Here is a 25,437-nt window from a genome sequence, read left to right as displayed (position 1 = left end):
TTTATCAAAATTCTATCAAATAACTATTTTATTAAAACTTTTCACCTTTTAACTGGACAAGCATATATTATTGTATGGAGTCATCCACTCATAGAAATCTACCTTTCTTGTCCAAGAGCACGCTTATATGCGTGCTCTTTTTGAATGTATATAAAGACTGCACATACATTGTTAAATTAATTGACTAACGTACTTGCGGTATAAATGTTTGCATTATGTTCAAATAATTTCAGGTTATGTTCATTATGATTAAATCCGATGCCGCTCCCTAATGAAGCTATAAAATAGAATCCATCTATATATTCCATTAAAATGAATTCTTTTTCACTAGGACCTTTATTATTCCAATGCTTAAAGCAACTTGTTTCATTTGCAAGCTCTCCAATTTTAAGTTGTAAAGCAAGGATTACATTGTAAAATGAATTTTCCCCTTCCTATTTAGCAAACTCCTAATCCTATCGGACGATTTTTAATTAAATCCTGGTCGGCTTGATCTATTACAAGGAGGGAAACCTCCGCTTGGTTACTTTTGGATTAGTTTATATCTTACTATTAAAAACTCATGCTCCAAGATGGTTAGCTAGTGTTTTAGCAACCACATGTTGTACTTATGCAGCTATTATCAAACGTTTTCAATTTTATTTCCATGAACACAGCAAAAAAGAGGCCTTATGGCTCTGTTTTTATTCCTTAATAACAATCTAAATATGGTAAAATATATCCATCTCTCATATGTACAACAATGTAATTTTCATAGCAGTAAAATTACAACAAGACTTATACACCATTGCTCAAAATAAAATGAAGGAGTGTTTTAAGCGGAAGGACATATTCGAAAAAGAGGAAATAAGTACCGTATCTTTATTAATATTGGTCGTGATCCAGAGATAGGAAAAAGAAGCCGAAAAAGATTAAGGAGTTAAATGAAGGGGCTTTTGTGGAGCCTACTAAGCTTAGTTTAAAAGACTATATGGTTCAGTGGTTAGAAATTAAAAGGGTCATTATAGAAAAGAATACCTATGTTTCTTATAATAGCAATATAACCCACCATGTTATACCTAGTATAGGAATAATTGCACTTCATAAATTAAATGTTATGCACATTCAAAAATGCTATAAATTAACACTAGATAATGGTATCTCAAATAATTGCATCGAATACTAAAAACAGCTTTAAATCTAGCAGTAAAACAAAATATTATTTCTAGAAATCCTGCTGATTTTGTTGAGTTACCAAAAAAGAAAAAAGCTCCATCCAGACTTGGACGGAGGAAGAACCAGTAAAAAATTTTTGGTAAAAGTATCTTTGGCTAGCTAATGTTTGCATTTTATAACCAAAAGCCAAATAAATCTTCTATTAACAAGGTTTATTCACCTTAACACATGTTATCATGTATAATACATATGAAAAGGAAATTCAGAATAACGAGGCAAATATTATGGACTTTGTTTATATTAATCAAAACGTGTTAAATAATCTTCTATACATTTTATGTAGTATATTTGTTTTTTATTTCATATATGATAGCCGGCACTATTTAAAGAAATATAAAATACTACTGATTACCCTTTGTTCTAGTATTCCGCTTATTTTATGTATGCGATACCCTATCTATATGGATGAAAGTTGTATTCATGATTTAAGACAAATTCCGGTCATAATAGGTACGCTTTATGGTGGATTCCCTGTCGGTATCATATTGTTTACAATTTTATTAATTACAAGATTTATATTTTATGGATTTAATATGCTAACAGTCGTTGTTTACGGAATAATGTTCATCGTTACAGCACTCGCATCTTCAAAATTTAATACATATAATAGAAAACTTAAAGTAGCTTTTTCCATGTTTTTAACCTTTTTCCTAGCAATATTTACAACTTTAATTGTATTAACTTTATCAGATTTTGAAGTAAATAATTTGTATATTATTTATTTCATGGTATTACCGACTACTTTAATGTTATTTATTGTTTATATAAATGAAGTTATAAAAGATGCTGTATTAATGCGCTCTAAATTAATTAAAATGGAAAAAATGGAGATTGTTAGCCAACTCGCTGCAAGTATATCGCACGAAGTAAGGAATCCCTTAACGGTTGTAAAAGGATTTACACAGCTTTTAAAAACACAAAATTTAACTCCTGAATCAAGAGACGAATATATTAAACATATACTTGAAGAGTTAAATCGTGCCCAAGAAATTATCGATGATTACTTAACGTTTGCCAAACCTGCTCCAGAAAAATTAGATCAAATTTCAGTAAAACAAGAGTTAAATCGAGTTATTAATATGATATTGCCATTGTGTAATATGAATACGATACATATTACACAAGATTTTTCTGAGGCAACCATTGTTGGTAATAAACAGCACTTTCAACAATGTTTTTTAAACTTAATAAAAAACAGTATTGAAGCAATGCCTAATGGTGGTACCTTAAATATTTCCTCATCTATCAATAATAGTAAAGTTGAAATACGAATTGAAGATAGCGGAGTTGGAATGTCACAGGAGCAAATACATCGATTCGGTGAACCGTATTTTAGTACAAAAACAAAAGGAACTGGTTTAGGTACAATGGTTGCTGTTAAGATTATTGAGACGATGCATGGAAGTTTAAAAATCCGAAGTATCGTTAGTAAAGGAACGACTTTAATGATTACGTTCCCGAAATATAGTAAGAATACGCATTAACACAAATAAAAAAGGAGCATAGTTGCTCCTTTTTTATTTGTTTCGATACATAAGTATCTTCAATGTTTTTTTAGTTTACATTTGTGAAGACTAATTAAAAATTAGTATCCTCCGCCCCAGCAGCTGCATCCTACAATTATTAATAGAATGAATAACACAACTAGTAAAGCGAAACCTCCACCAAAACCACAAGAACCACCGTAACTCATATTTTCTCCTCCTTTTGGTTTGAAAACTAATAGGTAGTTGATCATTTTAACTGGTTCGTATTATACATTATGTATATATCCCTTTTTTGAGCATGTCTACATAAAAATAAGTAAAAGCACTCGTTTAAAGAGTGTTTTAAAATGGATACCAAAAGTTTTGAAATACGTTTAATTTTAAATATACCGCAACAATAAATATGAAAATACCGGCAAATAAAGCGATGAAATCTTCACGTTTCGCCTTACTTGTATAAAACCATGTACGTTTATCCTTCTTTCCAAATCCTCTTAAATCCATTGCATTTGAAACCGTATCTATTCTTTCTAGAGAATGAATGATTAGTGGCCAGAAAATTAAAACACGGTTCTTCATACGAACCCATAAATTTGCTTCTCCTTTTTCAAAAGCCACTCCTCTCGCTTCTTGCGCGTGTTTAATAATTTTATACTCAGACTGGATGTCAGGAATATAACGTAGTGCAATATTTATTGCATAAGTAATCTTATAATGAATACCAAGTTTACTTAAGCTACTTACAAATTCGCTTGGATCTGTCGTGTAAATAAAAAGAAGTGTAAATGGTAATAACGTAAAATACTTTAATGAAAGTGTAGCTGCATAAAATAATGTTTCATATGTAATCGTTGCATATCCAACATGTAAAAACGAGGTATATGATTCAGTTAATTCAGATCCATGAGTTGGTGTAATAAATAAAATCATGACAGAGTTTAATAAACTAAATGTAAATATGACACTAAAAACAATTAAAATTTTACGAAATGGAATTTTAGCAATGCTGAGCCCGATACACCCAATAATAAATAATATTAGCAACACCCGAAAATCAAAAAACAAAAAAGTAAGCGTCATACAAAAAATAAATAAAAACAATTTCACTACCCCATCCATACGATGAAAATATGTACTATGCACCCTCCTCCCTCCTATTACTGTCTAAATAAAGCTCCATAAATTTTTCTGGACATGAAATCCCACTAAATTTAACAAGCTTGGTTAAAGAACTCTCTCTTAAGTTGGCTCTTTGTAACGTTTCTTGATTGCCTAATACATCAAACACTGTATTATCCGCAATAATTTTCCCTTCATGTAGAACTACTGCACGGTCTGTATATTCTAGCGCGAGATTCATATCGTGAGTGATAAAAACAAATGAAATTCCCTTTTTAGCTAGGTTTTTAATAAACGACATAAATTGTTTATAATGATAATAATCTTGTCCCGCTGTCGGTTCATCTAATATGATAAGCTTAGGATTTGTTGTTAATACAGATGCGATTGTTAATCTCTTTTTTTGCCCATAGCTTAGTGCTTGAATTGGCCAATTACGAAATGGATATAAACCACAAATTTTTAAAATTCCTTCTACTTTATTCTTAATTTCTTCCTTAGAAAAATTATGTAATGTTAATGTAAATGAAACTTCTTCAAAAACAGTAGGCTGTGTAATCATATGATTTGGATTTTGCATCACGTAAGATATGATTTCCCCACGTTTACGAATAGACCAAGAACTAATATCTTCACCTTTTAACAAGATTTTCCCATTTTTCATTTTGTTTATGCCTATAAGACTATGAGCTAATGTTGATTTCCCTGCTCCATTATGTCCTAACAGTGCCACAATTTCTCCTTCATATATTAAAAGGTTTACATTTTCTAATACTTTTTGTTTATTAGAGTATGAAAATGATAAATTCTCCACTTTAAGTAATTCCTTGTTTTTAGTATTCCCTTTTAATATGACTTGTTTCTCCATCCACTCTTTTATAACGTTGCTTACCTTTTCTTTTTGAAGGTTTTCCATTGGATATATTACGTCATTATTACGATCAAAATGTAATCTCTTTAATGCTTCGATGTAAATAGGCTCTCTTAAGCCGATACTTGGTAATATATTTGACGCTAAGATTTCTTTTGGTGTTCCTATCGCAATGACTTTACCTTCATCAATTAATATAACTTTGTCTAAATCCAGGTTTAAAATTTCTTCTATTCTATGTTCGATAATAACAATCGTTTTATTATATTGTTCATGTATATCTTTCATAAGTTTTATCGTATGTAAGGCGCTTAGTGGATCTAAATTAGCTAACGGTTCATCGAACAATAATATATCCGCATTTGTTGTTAATAAACCCGCTAGAGAAACTGTTTGCTTTTGACCTCCTGATAATTCATGTGGACTTTGTTTATGAAACGTATGCATCTTCACCTTTCTTAATGAGTCCGAAACAATCTTTTTCATGTCATCTTGCTTTACACATTCATTTTCTAAATAAAAAGCTACATCTTCTTCTACTGTCAGACCAATAAATTGAGCATCTTGATCTTGCAAAATTGTTCCTACCTGTTTACTTTGTTCAAAAATACTTCCTTCCCTTGGGTCTTTACCGGCAATTAAAACGTTACCTGTACTATTCCCTTCGTAAGAAAATGGGATTAGCCCATTTATACAATGAGCTAATGTCGACTTCCCTGAGCCACTTCGTCCAGCAATTAGCACTTTTTCCCCAGGGTATATATGAAAGGTAATATCACTTAAAGTAGGCTGCACAGCATGCCCATATTGAAAGGTGAATTGTTCAAACGAAATAATTGGTTGCATGTTAACATCCCTACTTTTCAATTTTTAAATGTGTATGTTTCTTATTGGATTTCGCCAAACCAATTGTAAGTGGCAATCCAAGTACTAAGAAAACGATGACATCGGAAATTGTTGCTCCTAATACTTGTATAACAATTTTGTCAAATGGTTCTCCCATCACAATAATATCGAATGCCCCAGCAAATATAATAGCGATGACAATACCAACTAGCCCAGTAATTGCTAAATAAGAAATATCCTCCTTGTTAAACGACCCGTTTTTCACACTAAAGCCAACTCTTTTTTGAATAAGACCCATTGAAAAACCAATAATACCTGAACTAATAACCCAGCCCCACCAAATACCCCAGCCAGCAATCGTATCTGTTACGGTATGACCGATAAGTCCGATTAACAGTCCTGCCACTGGACCAAATAATGCTCCAAAAACAGTTACTATAGCTAATGCTGGTTTAATAAATGTATTCGGTGCAATAGAAAATCCCCAAAGTCCTAATATCCCGTATAATGCTGCTCCAATACCGATTGCTACTACTAACTTTGTTGATAATTTATTCATGACAATTCCCCTCTCGTATTAGTCAACTTTTATTACTCTATATTTAATTTAAAAATGAATTATGCATCGACACTCCCTTTCTATACAATAAAAAAATGACCTCTTACATAAGAGGTCATTTTCTTTCACGTTCAAGAATCCTCTTATCTTTCAAAAAACACATCGTGTCCTCTGCGGAATTAGCACCTTCCTATAAAATTGCATAGGGGTTGCTGAGGTTTCTTAGGGCCGTTCCCTCCACCTCTCTGGATAAGTATTAATTTGTAATTCGTATTATGGCACTAAAGAATGTAAATTTCAACACTTTTCTTACTATTTATATTTTTTATTAAACGGTGCATTTAAATCATTGTATTCTTATCGGAATTGTGAAATAATAAATTCAAAATCGTTTCGGGAGGAATGCATTATGAAAGTTATTGGTTTGATTGGAGGATTAAGTTGGGAATCTACATCATTATACTATAAACATATTAATACACTTACACTCTCTCAATACGATCAAAATGCAAAGTTAGTTTTATATAGTATGGACTTTGGTGAAGTAACTACTTTATTACAAAACCATCAATATGAAGAAGTGAAAAATGAACTAGTTACAGTTGCAAAGAAAGTTGAAAAATCTGGGGCTGAATGTTTATTAATGTGTTCAAATACTGTACATCTATTTGCTGAGGAGGTAGAACAAGCAATATCTATCCCGCTTCTTCACATTGGTGATGTAAGTGCTAAAAAAATGGTAGAACAGAATATAAAACGTATCGGACTATTAGGAACAAAACAAACGATGGAGCAAGATTTCTATAAATCACGATTAGCGAAATATAACATTGAGACAATTATCCCAAATGATGAGGAAAGAACTTTTATCCACCATGTCATATTAGATGAATTAAGTAGAGGGATCATTTCAGAAACATCTAAAGAAAAGTTATTACAAATTACAAAATCATTAATTCAAAACGGCGCTGAAGGTATATTATTAGGCTGCACTGAAATACCTTTACTCATCTCCCAAAATGATCTTACTGTTCCCGTTTTTGATACTGCTTTTTTACATGCAAATACTGCTGTACAATTTGCTGGATAAGAATACACAAGCATAAAGGTGAGAACCTCTATGCTTGTATACAGTTACGACTATTTATCCCGCTATTTGCAGACAGTAAAGCCCCACCAATTAAAGTTTTACTTTATTTAAAAGAGATTCAATAACTGCAATGGCTTCTTTTGAACCACCACATTCTAAAAAGCTATCATTAAGTTTTCTTATACCATGTTTATACTTTTCATTTGAAAGTATATCTGTTACGGCCTCTTTTAAAGAGTACACATTAACATGTTCTTTCAATAGTCTATGTGCTGCTTCCAGTTCAGTTAATCTTTGCGCTATCATAGGCTGATCTTTATCATGCGGTATTATTACAAATGGGACATTATAATGAATGGCATCGTGTACGCTATTCATACCGCCATGTGTAATGAAAACATCTGCTTCATTTAATATTTCTGATTGAGGTACGTATGGAGCAATTATAAAATTATCTGGCGCTTGCTTTATTTTTGAAATATCATTTCTATCACCAATTGCCATTACAACTATTCCATCAAAATCTGAAAAAGTATCAATACACGTATTAAAGAATGGTTCGAGTCCTTCAAGCAGTGTTCCCATTGAAATATAAATAACTTTCTTCTCTTTAAGTGATTCCAGTGGAAACTTTATATTTGTTTTACGCTTTGAAATACTCGGTCCAATAAAAATGTTATTTTCTCCGAACGATTCGCTATTAGGTTGGAAATAACGACTTGTGTATACGAGACAAACATCACCCTTATTATTCATAAATTGAAGATTATTCTTTGGTTTTACTCCAAATTTATGTTCCATCTGATTTAGTAATTTTTCAGAGATTTCCTCTGGTTGGAATGGCATATCTGCATGTGGTTGAAAAGGTAATGTCTTCAAAAATTCTGGCGGAATTAAAAATATAGGTGAGGACACTACACCTGGAACTTGTAAATACTCCTTTACTAACTCTCCTGCACCAAATATATCATAAATTACGAAATCAAAATTTATACTTTCACATAATTGTTTCGTAATTTCTAATATATATAAAGAAGTTTGAACATGCACATGAAAGAAAGCATTTAACCCAGATGAGGTTTCAGCATCAATAGAAATCTCTTTTAATAGATCCGGATGAGTATGTACAGTAGCTCCTAAATCTTCAATTCTATCCTTAAAGTTTGCCGTTGTAATATAATGTACGTTATCCCCTCGTTCAGTAAAGGCTTTTACTAAATTTAATGTAGGGTTTACATGTCCCTCTGCTGGAAAATTAACTACTAAAATATTTAGCACTTATTCCTCACTCCTTACATTTCATTGTTTTAATTAAGCATACTGTTATTTGTACAAGTAATCTTCCCCTAATAGTCCTAATATGCTTGCTACATTATATTGATAAATAATTTTCAGTCATCAACATAAAAAAAGCATCTACCTATGTAGATGCCTAACCGTGATAAGGAGTGTTCTGTGAGGTTAGAACAAGCGTTTCTGCTTGTCCTATGCTATCAATATATGATTTATTTTATAAAATGTGAATCGTTAATAGAATTATTTTATCCATTTTATATGATCAAATGGATAAAATACCATTTCTACTTTACCTATTATATTTGATTCATCAATAAGTCCAAGTGTATTCCTACTATCTTTACTATGATTACGATTATCACCTAACACAAATAATTTATGCGTAGGAACTTTTATTTCTCTAAAATTTGAAAAACGATTGGATACTTGTGACATATCTAAATGTATATACGACTCATCACGCTTTTTACCGTTAATAAATACCTCATCCTCTTTTAGTTGTATGTTATCCCCCGATAATCCAATAATTCGTTTCACATAGTAAGTAGGCTCGTCTTCTTTTTTTATAATGACAACATCTCCATGATGAAAAGACGATAAACAGACGTTTACCTTATTAACAAGTATATAATCTTTTTCATTCAAAGTAGGTTGCATCGAAATTCCTTCTACCATACAAAATAAAAAGGACTTATTAATAAAAATAACCCCTATTATAATTAATATGTAGCTACATATGTTCCTCCAATATTTTAGAATAAACAGCTTCATATATACCTCATTTCTAATCTATTCCCAGATAAAAACGCCTCTAGTTTACAGGAATGCTAGAGACGTTTCGTACATTTTAATTCTCTTTAGAGGCATCTGTTTTTGGCGCTTCACCAGTTAATCTCTTATTTTTCAAATCAAAATAAGCATCTAAAACTTCTTTTCCAATATCGGAGTTAATGCCTGATTTATCATTTTTAACCCACGGTACTACAACAGAAAATGCTACTTCTGGATCATCATATGGCGCATATCCAGCTAATGTTAAGTTATAACATTCTCTACGGTCGCCTTTCTCATTTCGCCCAATATCATTTTCTCCACCATATACAGTTTGTGCGGTCCCTGTTTTACCAGCTGGTTTATATGGTGCTTTTTGGAACGCTCTTACTCCCGTTCCATCTCCTTCTTGAAATACTCTTCTAAACCCTTCTTTTACTTGATTAATATATTCTTGTTTCATATCGATTCTATTTAAAACAACGGGTTCTATTGATTGTACTACTTTACCAACCTCATCTTTTTGAACGGTTTGTTCTCTGATCTCTTGAACAATTTGTGGTTTCATTCGATACCCTCCATTTGCGATAGTCGAAATATATTGTGCAAGCTGAAGTGGTGAATACGTATCATATTGTCCAATAGAATAATCTAATAAGAAACCAGGATGATTATCTTTTCTTCCAATTTGTCCTACTGTTTCATTTGGTAAATCAATACCAGTTTGTACGCCTAGTCCAAATTGCCTGAAATAATACCTCATTTTATCAAAATATTCTTGTTTAATATCTAGTGAACTATTTTTCACATAATCCACGCCAGCAATTTTTAATGCTATATTAAACATATAAACGTTTGAAGAAACTTGTAACGCTCTTAGATCGTCTATATCACCAAAATTTTTCCAAGACTTCTTCTCCTTAGTTCCTTTAAACTTCATAGGTGCATCATAAAAATGTGTTCCCGGAGTTATTGCATTTGTTTCAAACCCTGTTAACACTGTCGCACCTTTAACCGTTGATCCAAGCTCATAAGAACTAGTCAGCGTGCCTAAAGCATAATCTTCTACTTCCATTTTTCCGTCTTTTTCTACAAGCTTTTTCCCAGCCATTGATAATACTTGGCCATTTTTCGGATTCATCATCACTACGAAAGCACGGTCTAACATTGATTCTGATCCTTTATATTGTTTTAATATTTTTTCTATGCTCTCCTCTACTTTTTTTTGCAATTCCATATCTATTGTTAAAGTTAAATTTTTACCGCTTTTCCCTTCAGTAACAGTTTCCGTTCTAATAGTATTTCCTTGTTTATCAGCAATGCTTCTTACTTCTTTTTTTGTACCATGAAGTACATCTTCGTATTGCTGTTCGATATAACTTTTGCCGACCCTATCATTTCGGCTATAATCACGCACTAAATAATAATCTAATCGTTCACGTGGCAATCCTTCATCAGCATTTGAAACGTTACCAAGGACAGAACGGAATAGACCATCATTTACATAGATTCTCTCCCAATCAACTGATGCATCTACTCCTGGAAGGTTCGCTAAATTTTCACTAATCACCGCATATTCCTGTTCACTAACGTCCTTTTTAATAATTTGAGGTGCCATTTGAAAACCTGAGGTCATTTTACTTTTAATAGCTAACACTTCTATATCTTTAGCCGTTAGTTCTTGAAGATTTTTATCTGTAACGCGCTTCCTTTTTAAATCTTCTATTTTTTTGTCTAGCTCTTTTCCGGTAATATCCTTATCTCGGAACTTATCTATTTCTTTTTTTGATACTAAGTCTTGAGTAAGTTCTGGATTTAATTGCATCCAAAAGTCTTTCTTATCAGTCTCAGTTAACTTATCTATATCTTCTTGTGGCATTTCAATAATATCTGCAAGTTGTCTTGCTGATTTTAATATTTCTTCTTGTTTTACACCTTTCACCTTTGTATATGTAATCGTACGTAAAGACTTATTATCAACTACTGGATTTCCTTCACGATCAAATATTTTCCCACGTGGTACAGAAAGGCCCACGGTTGCATTTTCTCTCTTCTCTACTTCATTTTTATATGTTTCTCCATCAAAAATTTGCACTTTCCCTAACTGAATAATAATGCCAGAAAATAATAAAAATACACAAAGGAATAAAATATTTAACCGGAGAGGTACTACTCTACCACTTTTCTTCTCTTGCTTTTTCACCTTGTCATAATCTCCTCCTTACAATATTTCAAATAATAATCACATTTCTATATTAAAAGTAATGTACGATTTCTATACATTGCTTTGTACAAATATTAATATAATGTTTAAAACTTAATAGAAGTTAAAACAAAGGTAAAGAAAAGGTAAAGTTTACTAAATTAAATATAAAAAATACCCAATAACAAAAAGCTTAGTTTTCACTAATCGCTTTGTTATTGGGTATTAATTGATTTAAGAATTACTACTAGTGCGTATTGCTATACATTTGTCGTCGCAATTAGAAAGAGATTGTTAACTTAGTACTTTCGGTAAGTAAATAGTTACTGTTGTCCCGACACCAACCTCGCTCATGATACTAATTGTCCCTTGATGACTTTCAATAATTTTATAACTTAACATTAATCCAATACCAGTCCCTTTTTCTTTCGTACTATAAAAAGGTTCACCTAATCTCTTAATTCTTTCTTCAGGTATTCCTATTCCTTCATCTATTACATGAATGATGACACCATCATCATTTATTTCTTTTATGTGAATTGAAATTTCCCCACCATTTGGCATAGCTTCGATTGAATTTTGCAAAATATTAATAAATACTTGTTTCAATTGATTTTCTGAGCATTCAATAATTATATCTTTGTCATTCGTAAATAGTTCAACTTGAATATTTGTCAAAATTGCTTTTGTATTCATTAACGATACGACATTTTTAAAAATTTGATAAATATTTTTCTTTTCTGTATTTATCTCATCTGTTTTAGCAATTGCCAGAAATTCTTGCAGGATCGCTTCTATCCTTTCAATTTCAGAGAGCATAAGATCAAAATATTTTTCTTGATCTTCTTTATTAATTTGAAATAACTGTATAAAACCTTTAATTACAGTTAAAGGATTTCTTACTTCATGAGCCACGCCAGCTGCTAATTGACCAATTGCTGCAAGCGTATCTGATTTATTTAGCAATTCTTCTGTCTTTTTTCGCTCTGTAATGTCGCGTACAATAATCATAATTTTATCATGTAATAATGGTAAGCACCTAGCCTCAAAGAAATCAATACTTCCATTAAGTGTGAGTGGATATTCTACAATTACATTCGTTCCTTTTTCCTTCACTTGATTAATGGCTTCCTGAAACTGCTGTGCTACTGAAGATGGTAATACTTCGTAAAAATTTTTTCCCATAAAAGCTTCTGCGGGTACGTAAAACTTTGTAGGAGATCCTGCCTTGTAATCTATAATTGTGCCATCATCTTCTGTTAAGAAACATAAATCTGGTAAAGCTTTAAAAATTAATTCCAGTTCAGATGTTTGTTGTTTTAACTGCTCTTCTATCGCTTTTAAATGTGTAATATCTACACCAACAGCCCAATAACTATATCCTGTTACAGGAAACTGTTCTGATATATTCGACCACATTATTGTTTTGATTTCACCATTTTTACATGTTAAGTGCATTTCCCAATCTCTGAAATTTTTTCCACAAGTTAAAAATTTCTTTTGTATTTGATGGCGATAATTATGATCAGGATACAATAATTGCAGTGCATTAGGATTTCCAATTATTTCTTCAGCGGTATAACCTGTTACAATTTCGCATTCTCGATTCCACAAAACAAAATCTCCATTATAATCAAGCGCATCGACCATAACAGGCATGTTTTGTAAAATCGTATGTAGTTCCTCCTCTTTCTGAGAAAGCAACGTTGTATTTTCACTTTGAAATACTTTTATTGCGCTATCTAAAATTAAACTTGAGAGCATTTCAAAGTATTTTTGACAACTGAAAATTTCACTTTTTTTGGACCATACAACAAAAGATCCTAAATGTTGATTGTATAAGAAAATGGGGATTTCAATCTTTGGAAGTTTACTCTTTTTTATCTCATTCATTCCGAATGAAAAAACACACTCTTTTTCAGCATCAAGAAGTTGATGTGATATGTTAGTTAATTTATAAAATTGTTCTGCCATGGTTTCTATTGTACTCACATCAATAAGTTCCATTAGCCGCGAATTCATTCCTTTTTCACCTCAATATGTAAAATTAATACAAATCTAAAATTCATACTTCTCCATTATACGAAGAAAGCTAGTGTAGGTATATAGCTGTAGAATAATTATTCGAACAAATTTTATTTTTCAATTAAAACAAGAAAAGAATATATATACTGAATATACCTTTAATTAGTATATATTTCATTGATTCCTCACTTATTATCTAGATAACTTGAATTCCTTCTTACATTCACTGAATTTTTACTCGAGAGTCATACACGTTACTAATAGCGGTATAAACATGTAATAAGTATAAAGTTCATAAAATATTCACAATTTTTATGAAAAATATAAACATTTATTCCAATATATTCTATATAATAAAATGTAATAAGGCTTCTATGAATCTCATAGAATACCTTACCCCTAATAAAAAAGAAAAAAGAATCCAAATGGATTCTTTTTTCTTTTTTATTTACATTACATATTTATATAAAGCATGTGCCACACCATGTTCTTCATTTGATAACGTTTCGTATTTACACATTGCTTTTATTTCTTCTACTGCATTCCCCATTGCAATTGATATGTTCGCTTTTTCCATCATAGAAACATCGTTTAGGCCATCACCTATCGCTACAGTATTTTCAACCGGAATATTAAGATGTTCTGCTAAAGTATATAATCCATTCCCTTTTTGAGCATCTCGATGATTAATCTCTAAATTGTGCCAATATGAAGATGTAATTGCTAAATCTGTATTATGAAGAAATGTTTCTTTTAGTTTTTTTAATTTCTCAATATCATAAGAAAATGGTAATAGTTTATGCACATGTATATCTGTTTCTACAATTGGTTTACAACTTTCCGCACTATGAAACGCTGTATGCTCAAGATATAATGCTGCGATTGTTTCTAACTCTTTCAAGTCGAAATTTTCTTTTGAATTCTTCACATACTCAATTTCATTACGTACACTCTCTACTCCATAATCCGGTACATACACACCTTTATCAGTATAAAGCTGATAATATAAACCATTCTCTTCAAGATATTCTACAATTTCAAGTGCCTGCATATTTTGAATTGGATATCTCTTCATCATTTTTTTATCTTTATATATAAGAGCCCCATTTTCCGCAATGATTGGACACTCTAAATTAACTTCTAACAATAATCGCTCAATGTCAACAATAGAACGTCCTGTACAAATTGCTACAACATGGCCAGCTTCTTGACATGTTCGAATTGCTTCTGCATTTTCTTTACTTATCATTTTATTCCCCGAAAGAAGAGTTCCATCTAAATCAATTGCGATTAATTTCATTATTTCTTCACCACTTTCTATAAATACACGAGTTCTAATTAATTATTAGGTATCGTTTTCATACAATCCTCGTGAGGTACTTCTTATTTATAATTTATGAAAAGCGTTTCAGGTCAAGAAATAATTAAAAATAAAATCCAAAGCTTTTCTTTTTAAAAAAGCTTTGGATTTTAAACTATGAATTATAACTAATGTATTTTGTCTCACACATGTACACATTTTTTTCTTCAGTTGGGATATATACTTTAAACTTTTCTAGCCGTTTTCCATAGACATGAATCGTAATAACGCTTTCATTTTTACTAATTTCAAGAATATGACAATCCGCTGGTGGAATTACTTTATCTGTTTCTCCTTCTCCCAAATAAAGATTTCCTGTATGTGTTAAATAAACAAGTGAATTTCCAAGTTGTTTCGTTTGTATAAAGTTCTTCACCATAATCCTTCCTGAAAAAACGCCTTCTACTCCCCATGTGCCGTCATGGTCATGTAAAGGTGTAGATTGTCCATCTTTCCATACGAGAGCTAGTACTTCAAAACGTTTGAGCGGATCTTCATACAATAAATGTCGTGCATATTGAGTCAAATTGGCCTTCTGTTTATCTAACGGAAGCCATGTTTTCTTTTCTAAAAGTTCTTCTAGTAACTTTTCAATGCCACACACTATTTCTTCTTCAAATAAACCGTTTTCCATAAGATTTGTAACACCTTTAATAAACTTTTGAAATGATTTACTTCCATTACAAGTCAACATAAGAATCCTCCTCTACGTTTTATACAATTCCATATTAAGGTAATTGCCGAAAACTCACAATTGAGAAACAAAAAAACAAGATGCAAATGTATGCACCTTGTTAAGATTTTTATTTGGCTTTCAATCGAATAGGTAAGTATTTTAATGTTTGTTCATTTTCCAATATACATTTTTCTAAACAGAAAGATGGAGATAGCTCTATTTTTTCAAAAGCATTTATAAAGGTAGTTAATGCAATCTCAGCTTCTAAACGTGCAAGTGGTGCTCCTAAGCAAAAGTGAGGACCTTTCCCAAAGGTTAAATGCTTTTCATTTCCTGTTCGATGTACATTAAATTGAGAGGCTTGTGAAAATTTTTTCTCATCTAAATTCGCTGCACTAACCCACGCAACAATCATCTGATTCTTTTTCATGAAAGGACCAAATATATTTGTATCCTCTGTAATCCTCCGGGCCAATGTAACAGGAAAGCGATAGCGTAATACTTCCTCAATCGCTTTTAAAATTAAGTTAGGTTCTTTTCTTAACTCTTCATAAATTCCAGGTGAATCTACTAAAAAGCAATAAAAGCTATTAATAATTAAATTTGTAGTGGTTTCATTCCCAGCCGCTAGTAAACCTAATGAAAAGGTTACAATTTCTTCATCGGTTAATCTTTCGCCTTCATATTCAGCTCGAATTAAATCAGAAATGATATCATCGGTTAAATGATATCTCTTTTCCTGAACAATCGGTAGAAGGTATGCTTTGAATTCATGTAATGCTATCCCTTTCTCGGCATCCAGATCATTAAACTTTTCTTTACTATACGGCATAAATAAAATATCAGACCATTCTTTCATTTTTTTACGATCTGTTGTTGGGACTCCTAATAAATCGGAAATAACGGTAACAGGTAAAGGTGCAGCAAACTGTTCAACGATATTAACTTCACTACATTTTTCGATATGTTGTACAAGTTCATCTGCGATAGCCTGTATTCGAGGTTTCCACTGTTCTAAACTTCTTGGAGTAAATGCCTTAGAAACAATGGAACGTACATTGCGATGTTCTGGTGGATCTGTAGAGTTTATATTTATTCTAGTTTCTAAAGGAGGGATTGAGAATTGTCTGCGCTCCCTTCTACTTGAAAATAAGCGATAATCTGATAAAACACGATTTACATCATCATATAAAAAAACATTCCATACATCCTGCTCTTCATCATAATGAACTGGGTGATTATCCCTCATCAAACGATACCATTCATATGGATTCCATAATTCTTCTTTTGTTTTCAGCTTTGAAATTTCATGAACTAAAATAACATTTTCAGGTGAAGCCATAGTTCTTTCCTCCCTTTTCTTTTACAATAAAAGTGATAGGTCGGCAGTCCAAAGTTGTATAAACTATCATATGTTATTTTAACATATACCAAAGGGGATTTTTCATTAGAGAACTTGAGAAATATATAAGGGGGATTTTTATGTACGTTGACATTTTACTGCTAGCAGAATTAACGACAGGACCAAAACATGGATATGAAATTAAAAAAAATGTTCAAAATCGTTTAGGTGAAAATTTCGAATTAAATCACAACATGCTTTATCCTGCCCTTCGGCGCTTTGAAAATATGGGTGCTATAACGAAAAAAATACATAAACAAGTCGGAAAACCAAACCGAAATATGTACGATATAACAGAAACAGGAGAAGAAATTTTTTCTGAAATGTTACGAGAGTTTCCCGAAAAACTTGCGACAAACAATACAGAATTTCTTGTTCGTATTGCGCTATTTGAAAAACTTGACTATGAGGATAGAAAAGAGATTTTGACTGTACGTCAAAACGTACTATATAATCAGCTTACTGCTATTCAGTCTCTAGATGTTACCTCATCTTTTATTACTGAAGTCATTGAATTTAGTAAATCACGAATTGAACATGAATTGAGTTGGATTACATCACTTATGAAAAAAATATGAAAAAATAACAAGAAAAGTTAAAAACAATGAATGAAAATGATATTTATTATCAATACTATAATTAATAAAAGGGCAACCACGATTTGGCTACCCTTCAAACATTTATACTTCTGGATCGAAAGTTTTGCAATCTGTTTCTTCCGTTGTAGATGCATGTTTACCTTTATGACTTACTACGTAAATTGCCTCTGCACTACATTTATTACCGTTCGCCCAAAATTTACAGTTATTTACTTCACATAAAACGTCTTGTGCCATAGTATCACACCTCCTTGTTCTATTATCATTAACAAAATTCGGAGGTATGATACTCTTTGTCATGCATTTTTTATTCCCTTTTTAGCTTTCTTAATGGTTCAATATCTCCTCGTACAATCACATCTATATTTTCAGTTATTTTTTCAATGTCAAAATGCCACCATTGAATTTGTAATAATTCTTCTATTATTTCATTTGAAAATCTCTCTTTTATTTTATTTGCTGGATTTCCACCAACAATTGTATATGGTGCGACGTCTCTAGTCACAACAGATTTAGCTGCAATGATTGCACCATCTCCTATTTTTATTCCGGGCATAATAGTTGTGTCCATACCAATCCAAACGTCATTTCCTATAACTGTATCGCCTTTGTAAGGTAAATCAGACAAACTAGGTGTATACTTCTCCCACCCATTTCCAAAGATATTAAATGGATATGCCGAAAATCCATCCATCCGATGATTCGCTCCGTTCATAATAAAGTTAACTCCAGATGCAATACAACAAAACTTTCCAATAGTAAGGCGATCCCCAAGAAATTCATAATGATGTAATACTCGATTTTCAAATGTTTCTCCATCTTTCGCATCATAATAAGAATAGTCACCAACAAGTATATTAGGTTTTGTTATTGTATTTTTTATAAATTGAACGTTTTGATTTCCTTCAATAGGGTATTTAATATTTGGATTAGGATTCATTTTGTACAGCACTTCCTTTACCACTTATTTCACTTTCTACCGCTATTACTGGCTTTAAATTGTATATAGGTAAAATAAACAATAATCCAATTATAAAAAGTAAAGCCGTCCCTTCATACATCATACTTAATGAAAACATCTCTTTTAATGAGCCAGCTATACTCATCGTTACTACCATTGAACCGGTAAATAGCGGACTTAAAATACCATTTACACGACCTATAAAATCGGTATCGCTATTTTGAATAATAAGCGTATTAATACCAATTTGGATACAAGGAAGAGCTAAGCCACTAAAAAGCTGAGCTGTAAGTGTCACCCATAAATTTGTAGAATATCCTATAATGCCAATACCAATTGCTTGACCAAGCATACCGATAATTAACATCTTTTGCGGAGCAACGTTTTTCGCAAATACCATTGCTAATGCTCCGCCAACAATCATTCCCGCACCATTTACTGTTAGTAGCCACTGTAAACTCTCTTTTGATAATCCTAGCTGCTCAGTCACAATAAATATACCTAATGGTTGAATTAATCCTATACCTAGTCCTGCAGCCATAAAGCAAAGCCCTAGCAAAGTTAATGCTTTTTTCTTTTTGACATACTTAATACCATCCTTCATCTCCTGCAGCAGAGTGATATCTTTCTTTTCTACGTCGTTTTCAAGATCTTTCGGAAGAAATAACAATACAACTGCCGCAAGTAAAAACGAGATACCTGTTATGATGATTGAAATATAAATTCCAAAACTATGAAAGATAAATGTCCCTAGAATTGGTCCTAATACCATAAATATTGCAAATATCGTTTGATATATAGACATCGCTAATTGAATTTGTTCCGTTGATAAATGTTGTTTAAACAACTTCATTCCAGATGGTTGTGAAAACTGTGAAAGGATTGCAGAGATGAGTGTCACAAAAAACACAATTTTCCACGTTCCAAACATAAGCGTAATTAATACAGCGAATACTGAAATGGAACTTAACGTTTCACACCATATCATTGTCTTCTTTGGCTTCCACCTATCAGCAAAAGTACCGCCAATAAATGAAAAAATAAAAATTGGAGCGAATTCAGCAACTGAAATCATTGAAATAGCAAAAGCATCACCTTTTGTTATTTCCATTACATATAGTAATACCGCAAAGTTTCGAACCCATATTCCTATTTGTAAAAATAATGCTGATGCTAAAATCCCTTGAACAAACCGATTTTTTAATACTTGTGATACCCCATTGTTTTGTTTCGTTACTACATTTGTCGACATAAAAAAGCCTCCTATTTCATGTTCTGAACAGGAGGCAGCACAAATCATATAAAAAGACTATATATTCGCAGAGCGAAATACATCCCTTTTCTATAAATGTACAGACTAACCCTATTCAGAAGAATATTTCGTTTTTTAACGAAGATCTCTTACAAATAGAATTAGTTGATCATTGGGATGTCTTCACCCTTCCGTTTCAAATTTAAATAACACATACATACTCTATGTAAATCATTTTCGATGTATGCATGTCTCCTTTTAACTATTCTAGAAAGTTAAAGGTAATTCCTCTAAAGAACGCATTAAATAGTTACCTTGCCATTTAATTTCTTCACGATTCCCTTTTATTTGTAGTTCAGGCATTCGATTAAACAAAGTAGTAATAGCAATCTTTGCTTCTAACCTCGCAAGTGGAGCTCCTAAGCAGAAATGACTACCATGACCAAAGGCAATGTGACGGTTGTTCTCCCGTGTAATATCAAATATTTCTGGATTTTCAAATACTGTTTCATCACGGTTCGCTGAAGCCAATGCAATAATAACCATATCTCCTTTCTGTATTGTTTGATGGTGAATTTGAAATGGCTCCGCTGCCCATCTTGAAGTTGTAACCTCAACTGGAGAATAATATCGTAATCCTTCCTCAATAGCAGCATCAATTAATTTTGGGTTTTCTTTTAATAACTGTAATTGATTTGGATTTTCAAGAAGTGCTAATACCGTATTTGTAATTAAATTCACTGTCGTCTCGTGTCCTGCTACAATTAATAGCATTATCATTGAATATAATTCCCGAGCGCTAAGTTTATGCCCTTCACTCTCTGCAAGTATTAAAGCACTCACCAAGTCTTCTTTTGGCTCTTTTCTTTTAATATCAACTAAATAATGAAGATATGTAATAAACTCAGATAGTTGCTTTTCAGTTTCTCTTATTTCTTCTGGTGTTTCTGGGTAAGCAATGACAGCATGAGACCAAATTCTAAATTTCGCTTGATCTTCTTTTGGAATACCGAGCATTTCACTTATTACAATGATAGGTAAAGGGAACGAATAATCATCAACAAGATTTAATGAACCCTTTCGCTCGACTTCATTTAACAAACCATCTGCAATATCCTGTATTCTTCCTTCCAATTGCGTGATCATCTTCGGTGTAAAAACTTTTTGTACGAGTGATCGTAGACGATTATGGTTAGGTGGATCTGAATTTAACATATGAGTAGTTAAATAATCACTATTGTCAACCGTAAGAAACACATTCAATGCATCTTGAGGAAATATATTGGCTGGATCTTTTTTTAAGCGACTGTCTTTTAAAAGCGGCAAGGCATCTTCATATCTTGTGACAAGCCATTCCGCTCCTAGTTCAGTTTTATTCACAAATAAGATAGGTTGCATTTTTCTAGATTCTTTATAAATTTCATACGCATCTTCTTTAAATTGAGCTGAAGCTAAATTAATGCCATCCTCTATTTTTAGTCCAACTTTGTTTTTCATTGACATTGTATTCCCTCACTCTCATTTGTTTTTGAAAACCAACCCAACATATGCATTATACTCTAATAAAAACGTGAAAATTGTAAATTTTTAATCGAAATCTTACTTCGTATATTGAAAAATAAAAAAGTGAGAGAGTAAAATCGTTTCACTCTCTCACTTCTCTTTATGCGAAGCACATAAAATTACTAATTTGTTGATAGCGATAACTTACTTTACGACGACGACCACCTTGCCACGTGTAACCTGACACTCCATTTCTTCTCACTTCAGTCGGGAAGAACCATAAATCCCTTCCGAAAGGACCAGGACGATGTAAGCGTAAATAGCCCCATCTTCCTAGACAGTTACACATCCATGATTTCATATTACCTGGTTGTGCCGGAGAAGCAAATGTAGACGGTAACGACGGCGCTTGTGACGGTGGTGGTGACGTTGGAGCATCTTCCGCATCATCTGGTCTGTAATCTTCTTGTTCAATATCTCTTACTTCATTTGTAGGTTCATACCCGTAGTTTTGTGGATTGTAATACATCGCTTGATCATATGGATAATTTTGTTGGTTATACATATTAACAAATCACCTTCTTTTCATTCATTACCTTTACCATTCATATGTGATATGCCCTCGCTGGGAAGCTTGTGTATAGCCCAAATTCAACTTAAAAAGCTCGTATTATTAAAAATACGAGCCTTTCAAAAATAGAATGTGTTTATTATTTCCTTAACTTCACACTATAAAAACGCATTTCATCTAACGTACCTTCAAATTCAAATACTTCTTGTTTAATTAATTGTTTCAAGCGATATTCTAAGAAAGTATCTCCAACCAATTGTTCAACAAGACCAAGTGCTTCACCAATTACTCTAGGAGCTTTGAGGAACTCTCGATCAGCACCCACACTTTTCGCGCATTCAATTATAAATTGATCAAAATAATCTTCTTGTACAGAATGCACTTCATTTTCTTTCCACACTCTTAAACATTCTATGCTTTCCGATAATCTATCCCACTCATGTTCAAACTTCATTCGCTTCTCTTCAGTTAAATAAGGTAACTTTATAAAACTTTTTTGGAATAGAGCTAAACTTTCAGGTGGTAATTCTCCCGTTCCACGAATATCATACTCTTGTTTTAATATTTCTCTACTTGCTTCAGACGTATTAATAACTCGAATGTTTTTCTTATCCTTTAATTGTGCTATTACAAAACTTAGGCCTACATGTTCATGTGCATTATCAGCCTTCCAAATTGTAATAGGCGTTTCAACAGGAATAGTATGTAGTTCTTCTATAGTTGCTATAAATCTTGATAAATATTCTTCTTCAAAATAACTATCATAAGCAGTTAAGTTATTTATTAACCACTTCTGTCTTGCTAGTTGCCCCTCATTCGTATGCAACTTATATATCGGTCCAATTGAAAAGAATTCAGAAAAAGCGACAACACTCTCTTCATATAACTCTTCTTGGCTTAACATATATTTTAAGCAACCAGCCGTTGAATCATCAAAAGCAATATGTACGTGCGTACTTTCTATTACATTCCTTTTACAAGTAGGATTACTCGTTAATTGTTTCGGAATATCCATCAAATTTTTAATTGTATCTTCACTATAATTTTCTTCTAATAAGTTTAACTGTATGAGAATACTTTGAAGTAAATCTTTAGCCTCATCTTCGTACATATCCCCTACAGCATTTTTAATTTTATCTATCACACAAATCCCTCTATTCATTTCAAAAATAACGTAGACTATAGTGTATCATTTTAGTATAGTTCTTTAAAGTCAAATTCAGATTGCTACAGCAATCTGGATTTTCAACAAAAGCTCTCCTTATATTTTTGAATTGCTAAATATTTTACTTTAAAAATCTTTGTATCTAAATGTATAATTATATAAAAACAAAAATATAGGAGCTATATTTATGGATAAAGTACTTACAAATTATAAACATTACTTAAAAAATTGGAGATTTATATTTATTTGCATACTACCTGCTATTGCCTTATTCGTTACTTTCGATGTCATCTTTGAACTACTGTTTCATCAAAATTTCTACTTATCTAACTTAATTTCTGCTATCATATTATTTTTAATATTTATTAACGTTAAAGATAAATTTAACATTAAAGGCTAAAAAACACTATTTCAAAATAGCCCTTTATTATTGCATCCTACTATAAAATAAGGCTCATAGTAGATTTTCATAAAAAATAAGAGCACCCTGCAATTGGCTGCTCTTATGTGATTAGAGGTTTTTTCTGAGTATTAAGTAGGACACGAAGATCTTGTCCTACTACATAATATATGCTTGTACTTATTATTTCGTGCATGTATTAAGCACCATGTTCAGGTACTTAATATATGCATAGTCATTGCTAAAAAATCTACTCAAATATTCACTGTACAATTTCATATTTATAAATTAAAAAACATCCTCAATGGATGTTTTTTATCTAACGATTTTAAGCTTCCATAAACTTAGCCGGTACACCAATTTTTTCAACTACAGAAGATATATTAGTAGGATTAATCATTACATTTTCAATACATACTAATTTATTTTCTAATATCCCATTCTCTGTAGTAATAAGTTCTTTAAACCGATCTAAAGTCATTGAGAATTTATGTTCACTTCCACCATTCATACTAACTTTTACATACTTCATAGTGTCACCGCCTTTCATAATAATTTACATTTCGACAAGAAGGCGCTTACATCCTTTTTATTTACTCTTAGATTTCTCACGTTTACATATATGTTGAGAAAAGAAACTACTATTATTTACTCACAAAATTATTGTTAATAAGAAAGATAAAGATAAAAATGCACAAAGTGGAATATATAAACTGGTATCCATTCTTGCAAAGTGCGTATCTTTTTGTCGTTTAAAGATACCAAAATAGTTAAACTCACCAATCACTCTAATAGAAAAGACAATCATACAAATCCAGGAACCGACTTGAATAATAACATTAGGAACCGCAAAATGAACAATATTTGCTTGTTGCAACAAAATTATTGCTGCCATACTTAATAATAATGCAATGAACAATGTCATTCCGGTGCGAGGTGTAAACGCCTTTTCCCCTGATTTAGTTGGAATAACACTATTTGTCCCCCAATTACCTCCGAAAGCCCAATATACATGTAAAAAGCTAACTAAGAATAATATACAAGCAGATATATATGTAATGATAAGCATTTTATCCTCCCCTTATTTTAGTTCCTATCTATAAAATATGCTATTCCCCTCCGCAATAGCAACCTTCATTTCATTACATAAAAAAACCGTAATGATTTATCAATATTAAGATAAGTCATTACGGGGTTATTAAACTTCATTATGCATTATACCTATTTCTTCGGCGTTCCATCCTTGTTTGACCTTGAACTGCATTTTCTTTGTATGGATCTATTTGCTCTGTCATTTCATATGTTGCAACTGGTTCTTCGTACTTATACTCATGGATTTTTTCTGGCATTTTACTTTTAGATTCTTTCCCACCAAACTTAAATAGTTTTATCTTTAATTTCGGTAATCTTGGAAGACGAATCTTAAATGATAATCTTTTGTGTTTCTTTTTTGGTCCAAGTAGATTTATATTTTCTTTATTATTATCTTTCTCTTTGCGGTGAATGAACATCGCAAGTAATCCTCCTATTACAAGTCCTCCAATTAATAGTAATATATATACATAATGGCTTGTCATTAAGCTCGTTATGCGTTCAAGTATGACTAACGACTGTACTTCTTTTATATCCCATAGTAAAGCGGCCCATAATGAGAATAAGCCCAAAGTAAGTCCATATGTACGAAAACGGAATAAACATGGAATTAACGCGACACATGCAGCAATTTTCGCATTTGCTATGATTGAGCTTGTTGCAATATCTTGATGCCAAATAACTAACAGTAATGTTATAAATGGCGCATACGCTATCCAACTGCATATACGTGAATACATCTTTTTAGCAAAATAACTACCGAAACTAGTAAAAAATAAAAGCCCTCCAATATATATAGATTGTTCTAGAGGGATTTGCTTTGTAAGTCCTGCAATTGGAAAGAGGCCGCTCAGTAGCATTAAGAGCACATCTAATTTCTTCACAATTCCCCATTCCTTTCAAATTTTTTCAATTAATAAAAATCGTTTTTCCATATGAAATAGTTTTTGTATTTCTAAAAAACATATTAATCC

General features: G+C 31.9%; 24 protein-coding genes, 3 pseudogenes and 1 riboswitch. Of the genes and pseudogenes, 5 read left to right on the top strand and 22 right to left on the bottom strand.

Features of this window, described 5'->3' with window-relative positions; genetic code table 11:
- Positions 1–179: 179 nt before the first annotated feature.
- Together ACS2QP_RS06810 and ACS2QP_RS06805 are read right to left on the bottom strand one after the other, a co-directional pair.
- Positions 180–434 (bottom strand): annotated as a pseudogene (locus ACS2QP_RS06810) (dUTP diphosphatase); the annotation flags it as partial.
- Positions 435–438: 4 nt separating this feature from the next.
- A pseudogene (locus ACS2QP_RS06805) lies at positions 439–531 on the bottom strand (helix-turn-helix domain containing protein); the annotation flags it as partial.
- Between the two features lie 299 nt (positions 532–830).
- On the opposite strand from ACS2QP_RS06805, the pseudogene ACS2QP_RS06800 reads away from it, so the two are divergent.
- Together ACS2QP_RS06800 and ACS2QP_RS06795 are read left to right on the top strand one after the other, a co-directional pair.
- Positions 831–1,292, top strand: a pseudogene (locus ACS2QP_RS06800) (site-specific integrase); the annotation flags it as partial.
- Between the two features lie 147 nt (positions 1,293–1,439).
- Complete coding sequence (locus tag ACS2QP_RS06795; protein ID WP_332283065.1) at positions 1,440–2,699, top strand: LytS/YhcK type 5TM receptor domain-containing protein; 1,260 nt, start codon at positions 1,440–1,442, stop codon at positions 2,697–2,699.
- 101 nt (positions 2,700–2,800) lie between these two features.
- Here the strand turns inward: ACS2QP_RS06795 and ACS2QP_RS06790 are convergent, their stop codons facing one another.
- The 4 genes from ACS2QP_RS06790 to ACS2QP_RS06775 form a co-directional block, all read right to left on the bottom strand.
- Positions 2,801–2,908, bottom strand: a complete 108-nt coding sequence (locus tag ACS2QP_RS06790) for a YjcZ family sporulation protein (RefSeq protein ID WP_000120182.1) — start codon at positions 2,906–2,908, stop codon at positions 2,801–2,803.
- A gap of 136 nt (positions 2,909–3,044) precedes the next feature.
- The gene (locus tag ACS2QP_RS06785) at positions 3,045–3,845 is read right to left on the bottom strand and encodes an energy-coupling factor transporter transmembrane component T family protein (RefSeq protein WP_332283066.1); all 801 of its coding nucleotides are present in this window, start codon (positions 3,843–3,845) and stop codon (positions 3,045–3,047) included.
- A complete protein-coding gene (locus ACS2QP_RS06780; protein WP_332283068.1) occupies positions 3,838–5,538 on the bottom strand; it encodes an ABC transporter ATP-binding protein in 1,701 nt (566 codons plus the stop codon). The genes ACS2QP_RS06785 and ACS2QP_RS06780 overlap by 8 nt, the downstream gene beginning before the upstream one ends.
- Before the next feature lie 10 nt (positions 5,539–5,548).
- Positions 5,549–6,097, bottom strand: a complete 549-nt coding sequence (locus ACS2QP_RS06775) for an ECF-type riboflavin transporter substrate-binding protein (RefSeq protein ID WP_332283069.1) — start codon at positions 6,095–6,097, stop codon at positions 5,549–5,551.
- Between the two features lie 140 nt (positions 6,098–6,237).
- Positions 6,238–6,353: riboswitch (SAM riboswitch) on the bottom strand.
- Positions 6,354–6,506: 153 nt separating this feature from the next.
- Between ACS2QP_RS06775 and ACS2QP_RS06770 the strand changes: the two genes are divergently transcribed.
- Positions 6,507–7,187 carry an aspartate/glutamate racemase family protein gene (locus ACS2QP_RS06770; RefSeq protein ID WP_088338982.1) on the top strand — a complete coding sequence of 227 codons (681 nt, stop codon included), beginning with the start codon at positions 6,507–6,509 and terminating at the stop codon, positions 7,185–7,187.
- A gap of 90 nt (positions 7,188–7,277) precedes the next feature.
- Here the strand turns inward: ACS2QP_RS06770 and ACS2QP_RS06765 are convergent, their stop codons facing one another.
- The 7 genes from ACS2QP_RS06765 to ACS2QP_RS06735 form a co-directional block, all read right to left on the bottom strand.
- Entirely contained in the window at positions 7,278–8,465 is a 1,188-nt protein-coding gene (locus tag ACS2QP_RS06765) for a macrolide family glycosyltransferase (protein WP_332283072.1), read from the bottom strand.
- Positions 8,466–8,723: 258 nt separating this feature from the next.
- Positions 8,724–9,254, bottom strand: a complete 531-nt coding sequence (gene lepB / locus ACS2QP_RS06760; protein WP_063536485.1) for a signal peptidase I — start codon at positions 9,252–9,254, stop codon at positions 8,724–8,726.
- 76 nt (positions 9,255–9,330) lie between these two features.
- Positions 9,331–11,457: a peptidoglycan D,D-transpeptidase FtsI family protein gene (locus ACS2QP_RS06755; protein WP_088338980.1), complete on the bottom strand. Its 2,127-nt coding sequence runs from the start codon at positions 11,455–11,457 to the stop codon at positions 9,331–9,333.
- Between the two features lie 294 nt (positions 11,458–11,751).
- Positions 11,752–13,479 (bottom strand): ATP-binding protein, encoded by a 1,728-nt coding sequence (locus tag ACS2QP_RS06750; RefSeq protein WP_438882254.1) that lies wholly within the window; start codon positions 13,477–13,479, stop codon positions 11,752–11,754.
- 451 nt (positions 13,480–13,930) lie between these two features.
- Positions 13,931–14,782, bottom strand: coding sequence for a Cof-type HAD-IIB family hydrolase (locus ACS2QP_RS06745; protein WP_000766393.1), 852 nt, complete (start codon positions 14,780–14,782; stop codon positions 13,931–13,933).
- 175 nt (positions 14,783–14,957) lie between these two features.
- On the bottom strand, positions 14,958–15,536 hold the full coding sequence (locus tag ACS2QP_RS06740; RefSeq protein ID WP_000954442.1) for a cysteine dioxygenase family protein: 579 nt from the start codon (positions 15,534–15,536) through the stop codon (positions 14,958–14,960).
- Positions 15,537–15,645: 109 nt separating this feature from the next.
- On the bottom strand, positions 15,646–16,860 hold the full coding sequence (locus ACS2QP_RS06735; protein WP_000168020.1) for a cytochrome P450: 1,215 nt from the start codon (positions 16,858–16,860) through the stop codon (positions 15,646–15,648).
- A gap of 140 nt (positions 16,861–17,000) precedes the next feature.
- Between ACS2QP_RS06735 and ACS2QP_RS06730 the strand changes: the two genes are divergently transcribed.
- Positions 17,001–17,498, top strand: coding sequence for a PadR family transcriptional regulator (locus tag ACS2QP_RS06730; RefSeq protein ID WP_000289127.1), 498 nt, complete (start codon positions 17,001–17,003; stop codon positions 17,496–17,498).
- A gap of 102 nt (positions 17,499–17,600) precedes the next feature.
- Here the strand turns inward: ACS2QP_RS06730 and ACS2QP_RS06725 are convergent, their stop codons facing one another.
- The 6 genes from ACS2QP_RS06725 to ACS2QP_RS06700 form a co-directional block, all read right to left on the bottom strand.
- The gene (locus tag ACS2QP_RS06725; RefSeq protein ID WP_000046095.1) at positions 17,601–17,756 is read right to left on the bottom strand and encodes a DUF1540 domain-containing protein; all 156 of its coding nucleotides are present in this window, start codon (positions 17,754–17,756) and stop codon (positions 17,601–17,603) included.
- A 70-nt stretch (positions 17,757–17,826) separates the two neighbouring features.
- Positions 17,827–18,459, bottom strand: coding sequence for a Vat family streptogramin A O-acetyltransferase (locus ACS2QP_RS06720; RefSeq protein WP_001069204.1), 633 nt, complete (start codon positions 18,457–18,459; stop codon positions 17,827–17,829).
- The gene (locus ACS2QP_RS06715; RefSeq protein ID WP_438882253.1) at positions 18,449–19,732 is read right to left on the bottom strand and encodes an MFS transporter; all 1,284 of its coding nucleotides are present in this window, start codon (positions 19,730–19,732) and stop codon (positions 18,449–18,451) included. The genes ACS2QP_RS06720 and ACS2QP_RS06715 overlap by 11 nt, the downstream gene beginning before the upstream one ends.
- A 267-nt stretch (positions 19,733–19,999) precedes the next feature.
- Positions 20,000–21,235, bottom strand: coding sequence for a cytochrome P450 (gene cypA, locus ACS2QP_RS06710; protein ID WP_088338572.1), 1,236 nt, complete (start codon positions 21,233–21,235; stop codon positions 20,000–20,002).
- Between the two features lie 160 nt (positions 21,236–21,395).
- Complete coding sequence (locus ACS2QP_RS06705) at positions 21,396–21,800, bottom strand: hypothetical protein (protein WP_000282687.1); 405 nt, start codon at positions 21,798–21,800, stop codon at positions 21,396–21,398.
- A 145-nt stretch (positions 21,801–21,945) separates the two neighbouring features.
- Positions 21,946–22,950: a DUF1835 domain-containing protein gene (locus ACS2QP_RS06700; RefSeq protein WP_088338573.1), complete on the bottom strand. Its 1,005-nt coding sequence runs from the start codon at positions 22,948–22,950 to the stop codon at positions 21,946–21,948.
- Between the two features lie 208 nt (positions 22,951–23,158).
- Here ACS2QP_RS06700 and ACS2QP_RS06695 point away from each other — a divergent pair, with 208 nt between their 5' ends.
- Positions 23,159–23,371 carry a hypothetical protein gene (locus tag ACS2QP_RS06695; protein WP_000362068.1) on the top strand — a complete coding sequence of 71 codons (213 nt, stop codon included), beginning with the start codon at positions 23,159–23,161 and terminating at the stop codon, positions 23,369–23,371.
- A gap of 328 nt (positions 23,372–23,699) precedes the next feature.
- Here the strand turns inward: ACS2QP_RS06695 and ACS2QP_RS06690 are convergent, their stop codons facing one another.
- The 3 genes from ACS2QP_RS06690 to ACS2QP_RS06680 form a co-directional block, all read right to left on the bottom strand.
- The gene (locus tag ACS2QP_RS06690) at positions 23,700–23,903 is read right to left on the bottom strand and encodes a hypothetical protein (protein ID WP_000878372.1); all 204 of its coding nucleotides are present in this window, start codon (positions 23,901–23,903) and stop codon (positions 23,700–23,702) included.
- 120 nt (positions 23,904–24,023) lie between these two features.
- Positions 24,024–24,440, bottom strand: a complete 417-nt coding sequence (locus ACS2QP_RS06685; RefSeq protein WP_438882252.1) for a DUF3995 domain-containing protein — start codon at positions 24,438–24,440, stop codon at positions 24,024–24,026.
- A 139-nt stretch (positions 24,441–24,579) separates the two neighbouring features.
- Entirely contained in the window at positions 24,580–25,347 is a 768-nt protein-coding gene (locus ACS2QP_RS06680) for a DUF3959 family protein (protein WP_119683459.1), read from the bottom strand.
- Between the last annotated feature and the right edge of the window lie 90 nt (positions 25,348–25,437).

It is taken from the genome of Bacillus cereus group sp. Bce019, from assembly GCF_051781745.1.
GTDB classification, from domain to species: domain Bacteria; phylum Bacillota; class Bacilli; order Bacillales; family Bacillaceae_G; genus Bacillus_A; species Bacillus_A cereus.
Note: the sequence above shows the minus strand (reverse complement) of the source record. Positions and strands in the feature narration are given on the sequence as shown.

What these genes read in the sequence shown, in the direction of transcription:
- ACS2QP_RS06705 (WP_000282687.1), bottom strand. Translation starts at nt 21,800, where the DNA reads ATGTATAACCAACAAAATTATCCATATGATCAAGCGATGTATTACAAT.
- ACS2QP_RS06685 (WP_438882252.1), bottom strand. Translation starts at nt 24,440, where the DNA reads ATGCTTATCATTACATATATATCTGCTTGTATATTATTCTTAGTTAGC.
- ACS2QP_RS06690 (WP_000878372.1), bottom strand. Translation starts at nt 23,903, where the DNA reads ATGAAGTATGTAAAAGTTAGTATGAATGGTGGAAGTGAACATAAATTC.
- ACS2QP_RS06695 (WP_000362068.1), top strand. Translation starts at nt 23,159, where the DNA reads ATGGATAAAGTACTTACAAATTATAAACATTACTTAAAAAATTGGAGA.
- cypA (WP_088338572.1), bottom strand. Translation starts at nt 21,235, where the DNA reads ATGTCAATGAAAAACAAAGTTGGACTAAAAATAGAGGATGGCATTAAT.
- ACS2QP_RS06795 (WP_332283065.1), top strand. Translation starts at nt 1,440, where the DNA reads ATGGACTTTGTTTATATTAATCAAAACGTGTTAAATAATCTTCTATAC.
- ACS2QP_RS06780 (WP_332283068.1), bottom strand. Translation starts at nt 5,538, where the DNA reads ATGCAACCAATTATTTCGTTTGAACAATTCACCTTTCAATATGGGCAT.
- ACS2QP_RS06775 (WP_332283069.1), bottom strand. Translation starts at nt 6,097, where the DNA reads ATGAATAAATTATCAACAAAGTTAGTAGTAGCAATCGGTATTGGAGCA.
- ACS2QP_RS06720 (WP_001069204.1), bottom strand. Translation starts at nt 18,459, where the DNA reads ATGAATCCTAATCCAAATATTAAATACCCTATTGAAGGAAATCAAAAC.
- ACS2QP_RS06725 (WP_000046095.1), bottom strand. Translation starts at nt 17,756, where the DNA reads ATGGCACAAGACGTTTTATGTGAAGTAAATAACTGTAAATTTTGGGCG.
- ACS2QP_RS06770 (WP_088338982.1), top strand. Translation starts at nt 6,507, where the DNA reads ATGAAAGTTATTGGTTTGATTGGAGGATTAAGTTGGGAATCTACATCA.
- ACS2QP_RS06745 (WP_000766393.1), bottom strand. Translation starts at nt 14,782, where the DNA reads ATGAAATTAATCGCAATTGATTTAGATGGAACTCTTCTTTCGGGGAAT.
- ACS2QP_RS06715 (WP_438882253.1), bottom strand. Translation starts at nt 19,732, where the DNA reads ATGTCGACAAATGTAGTAACGAAACAAAACAATGGGGTATCACAAGTA.
- ACS2QP_RS06750 (WP_438882254.1), bottom strand. Translation starts at nt 13,479, where the DNA reads ATGAATTCGCGGCTAATGGAACTTATTGATGTGAGTACAATAGAAACC.
- ACS2QP_RS06735 (WP_000168020.1), bottom strand. Translation starts at nt 16,860, where the DNA reads ATGGCTTCACCTGAAAATGTTATTTTAGTTCATGAAATTTCAAAGCTG.
- ACS2QP_RS06790 (WP_000120182.1), bottom strand. Translation starts at nt 2,908, where the DNA reads ATGAGTTACGGTGGTTCTTGTGGTTTTGGTGGAGGTTTCGCTTTACTA.
- lepB (WP_063536485.1), bottom strand. Translation starts at nt 9,254, where the DNA reads ATGAAGCTGTTTATTCTAAAATATTGGAGGAACATATGTAGCTACATA.
- ACS2QP_RS06740 (WP_000954442.1), bottom strand. Translation starts at nt 15,536, where the DNA reads ATGTTGACTTGTAATGGAAGTAAATCATTTCAAAAGTTTATTAAAGGT.
- ACS2QP_RS06730 (WP_000289127.1), top strand. Translation starts at nt 17,001, where the DNA reads ATGTACGTTGACATTTTACTGCTAGCAGAATTAACGACAGGACCAAAA.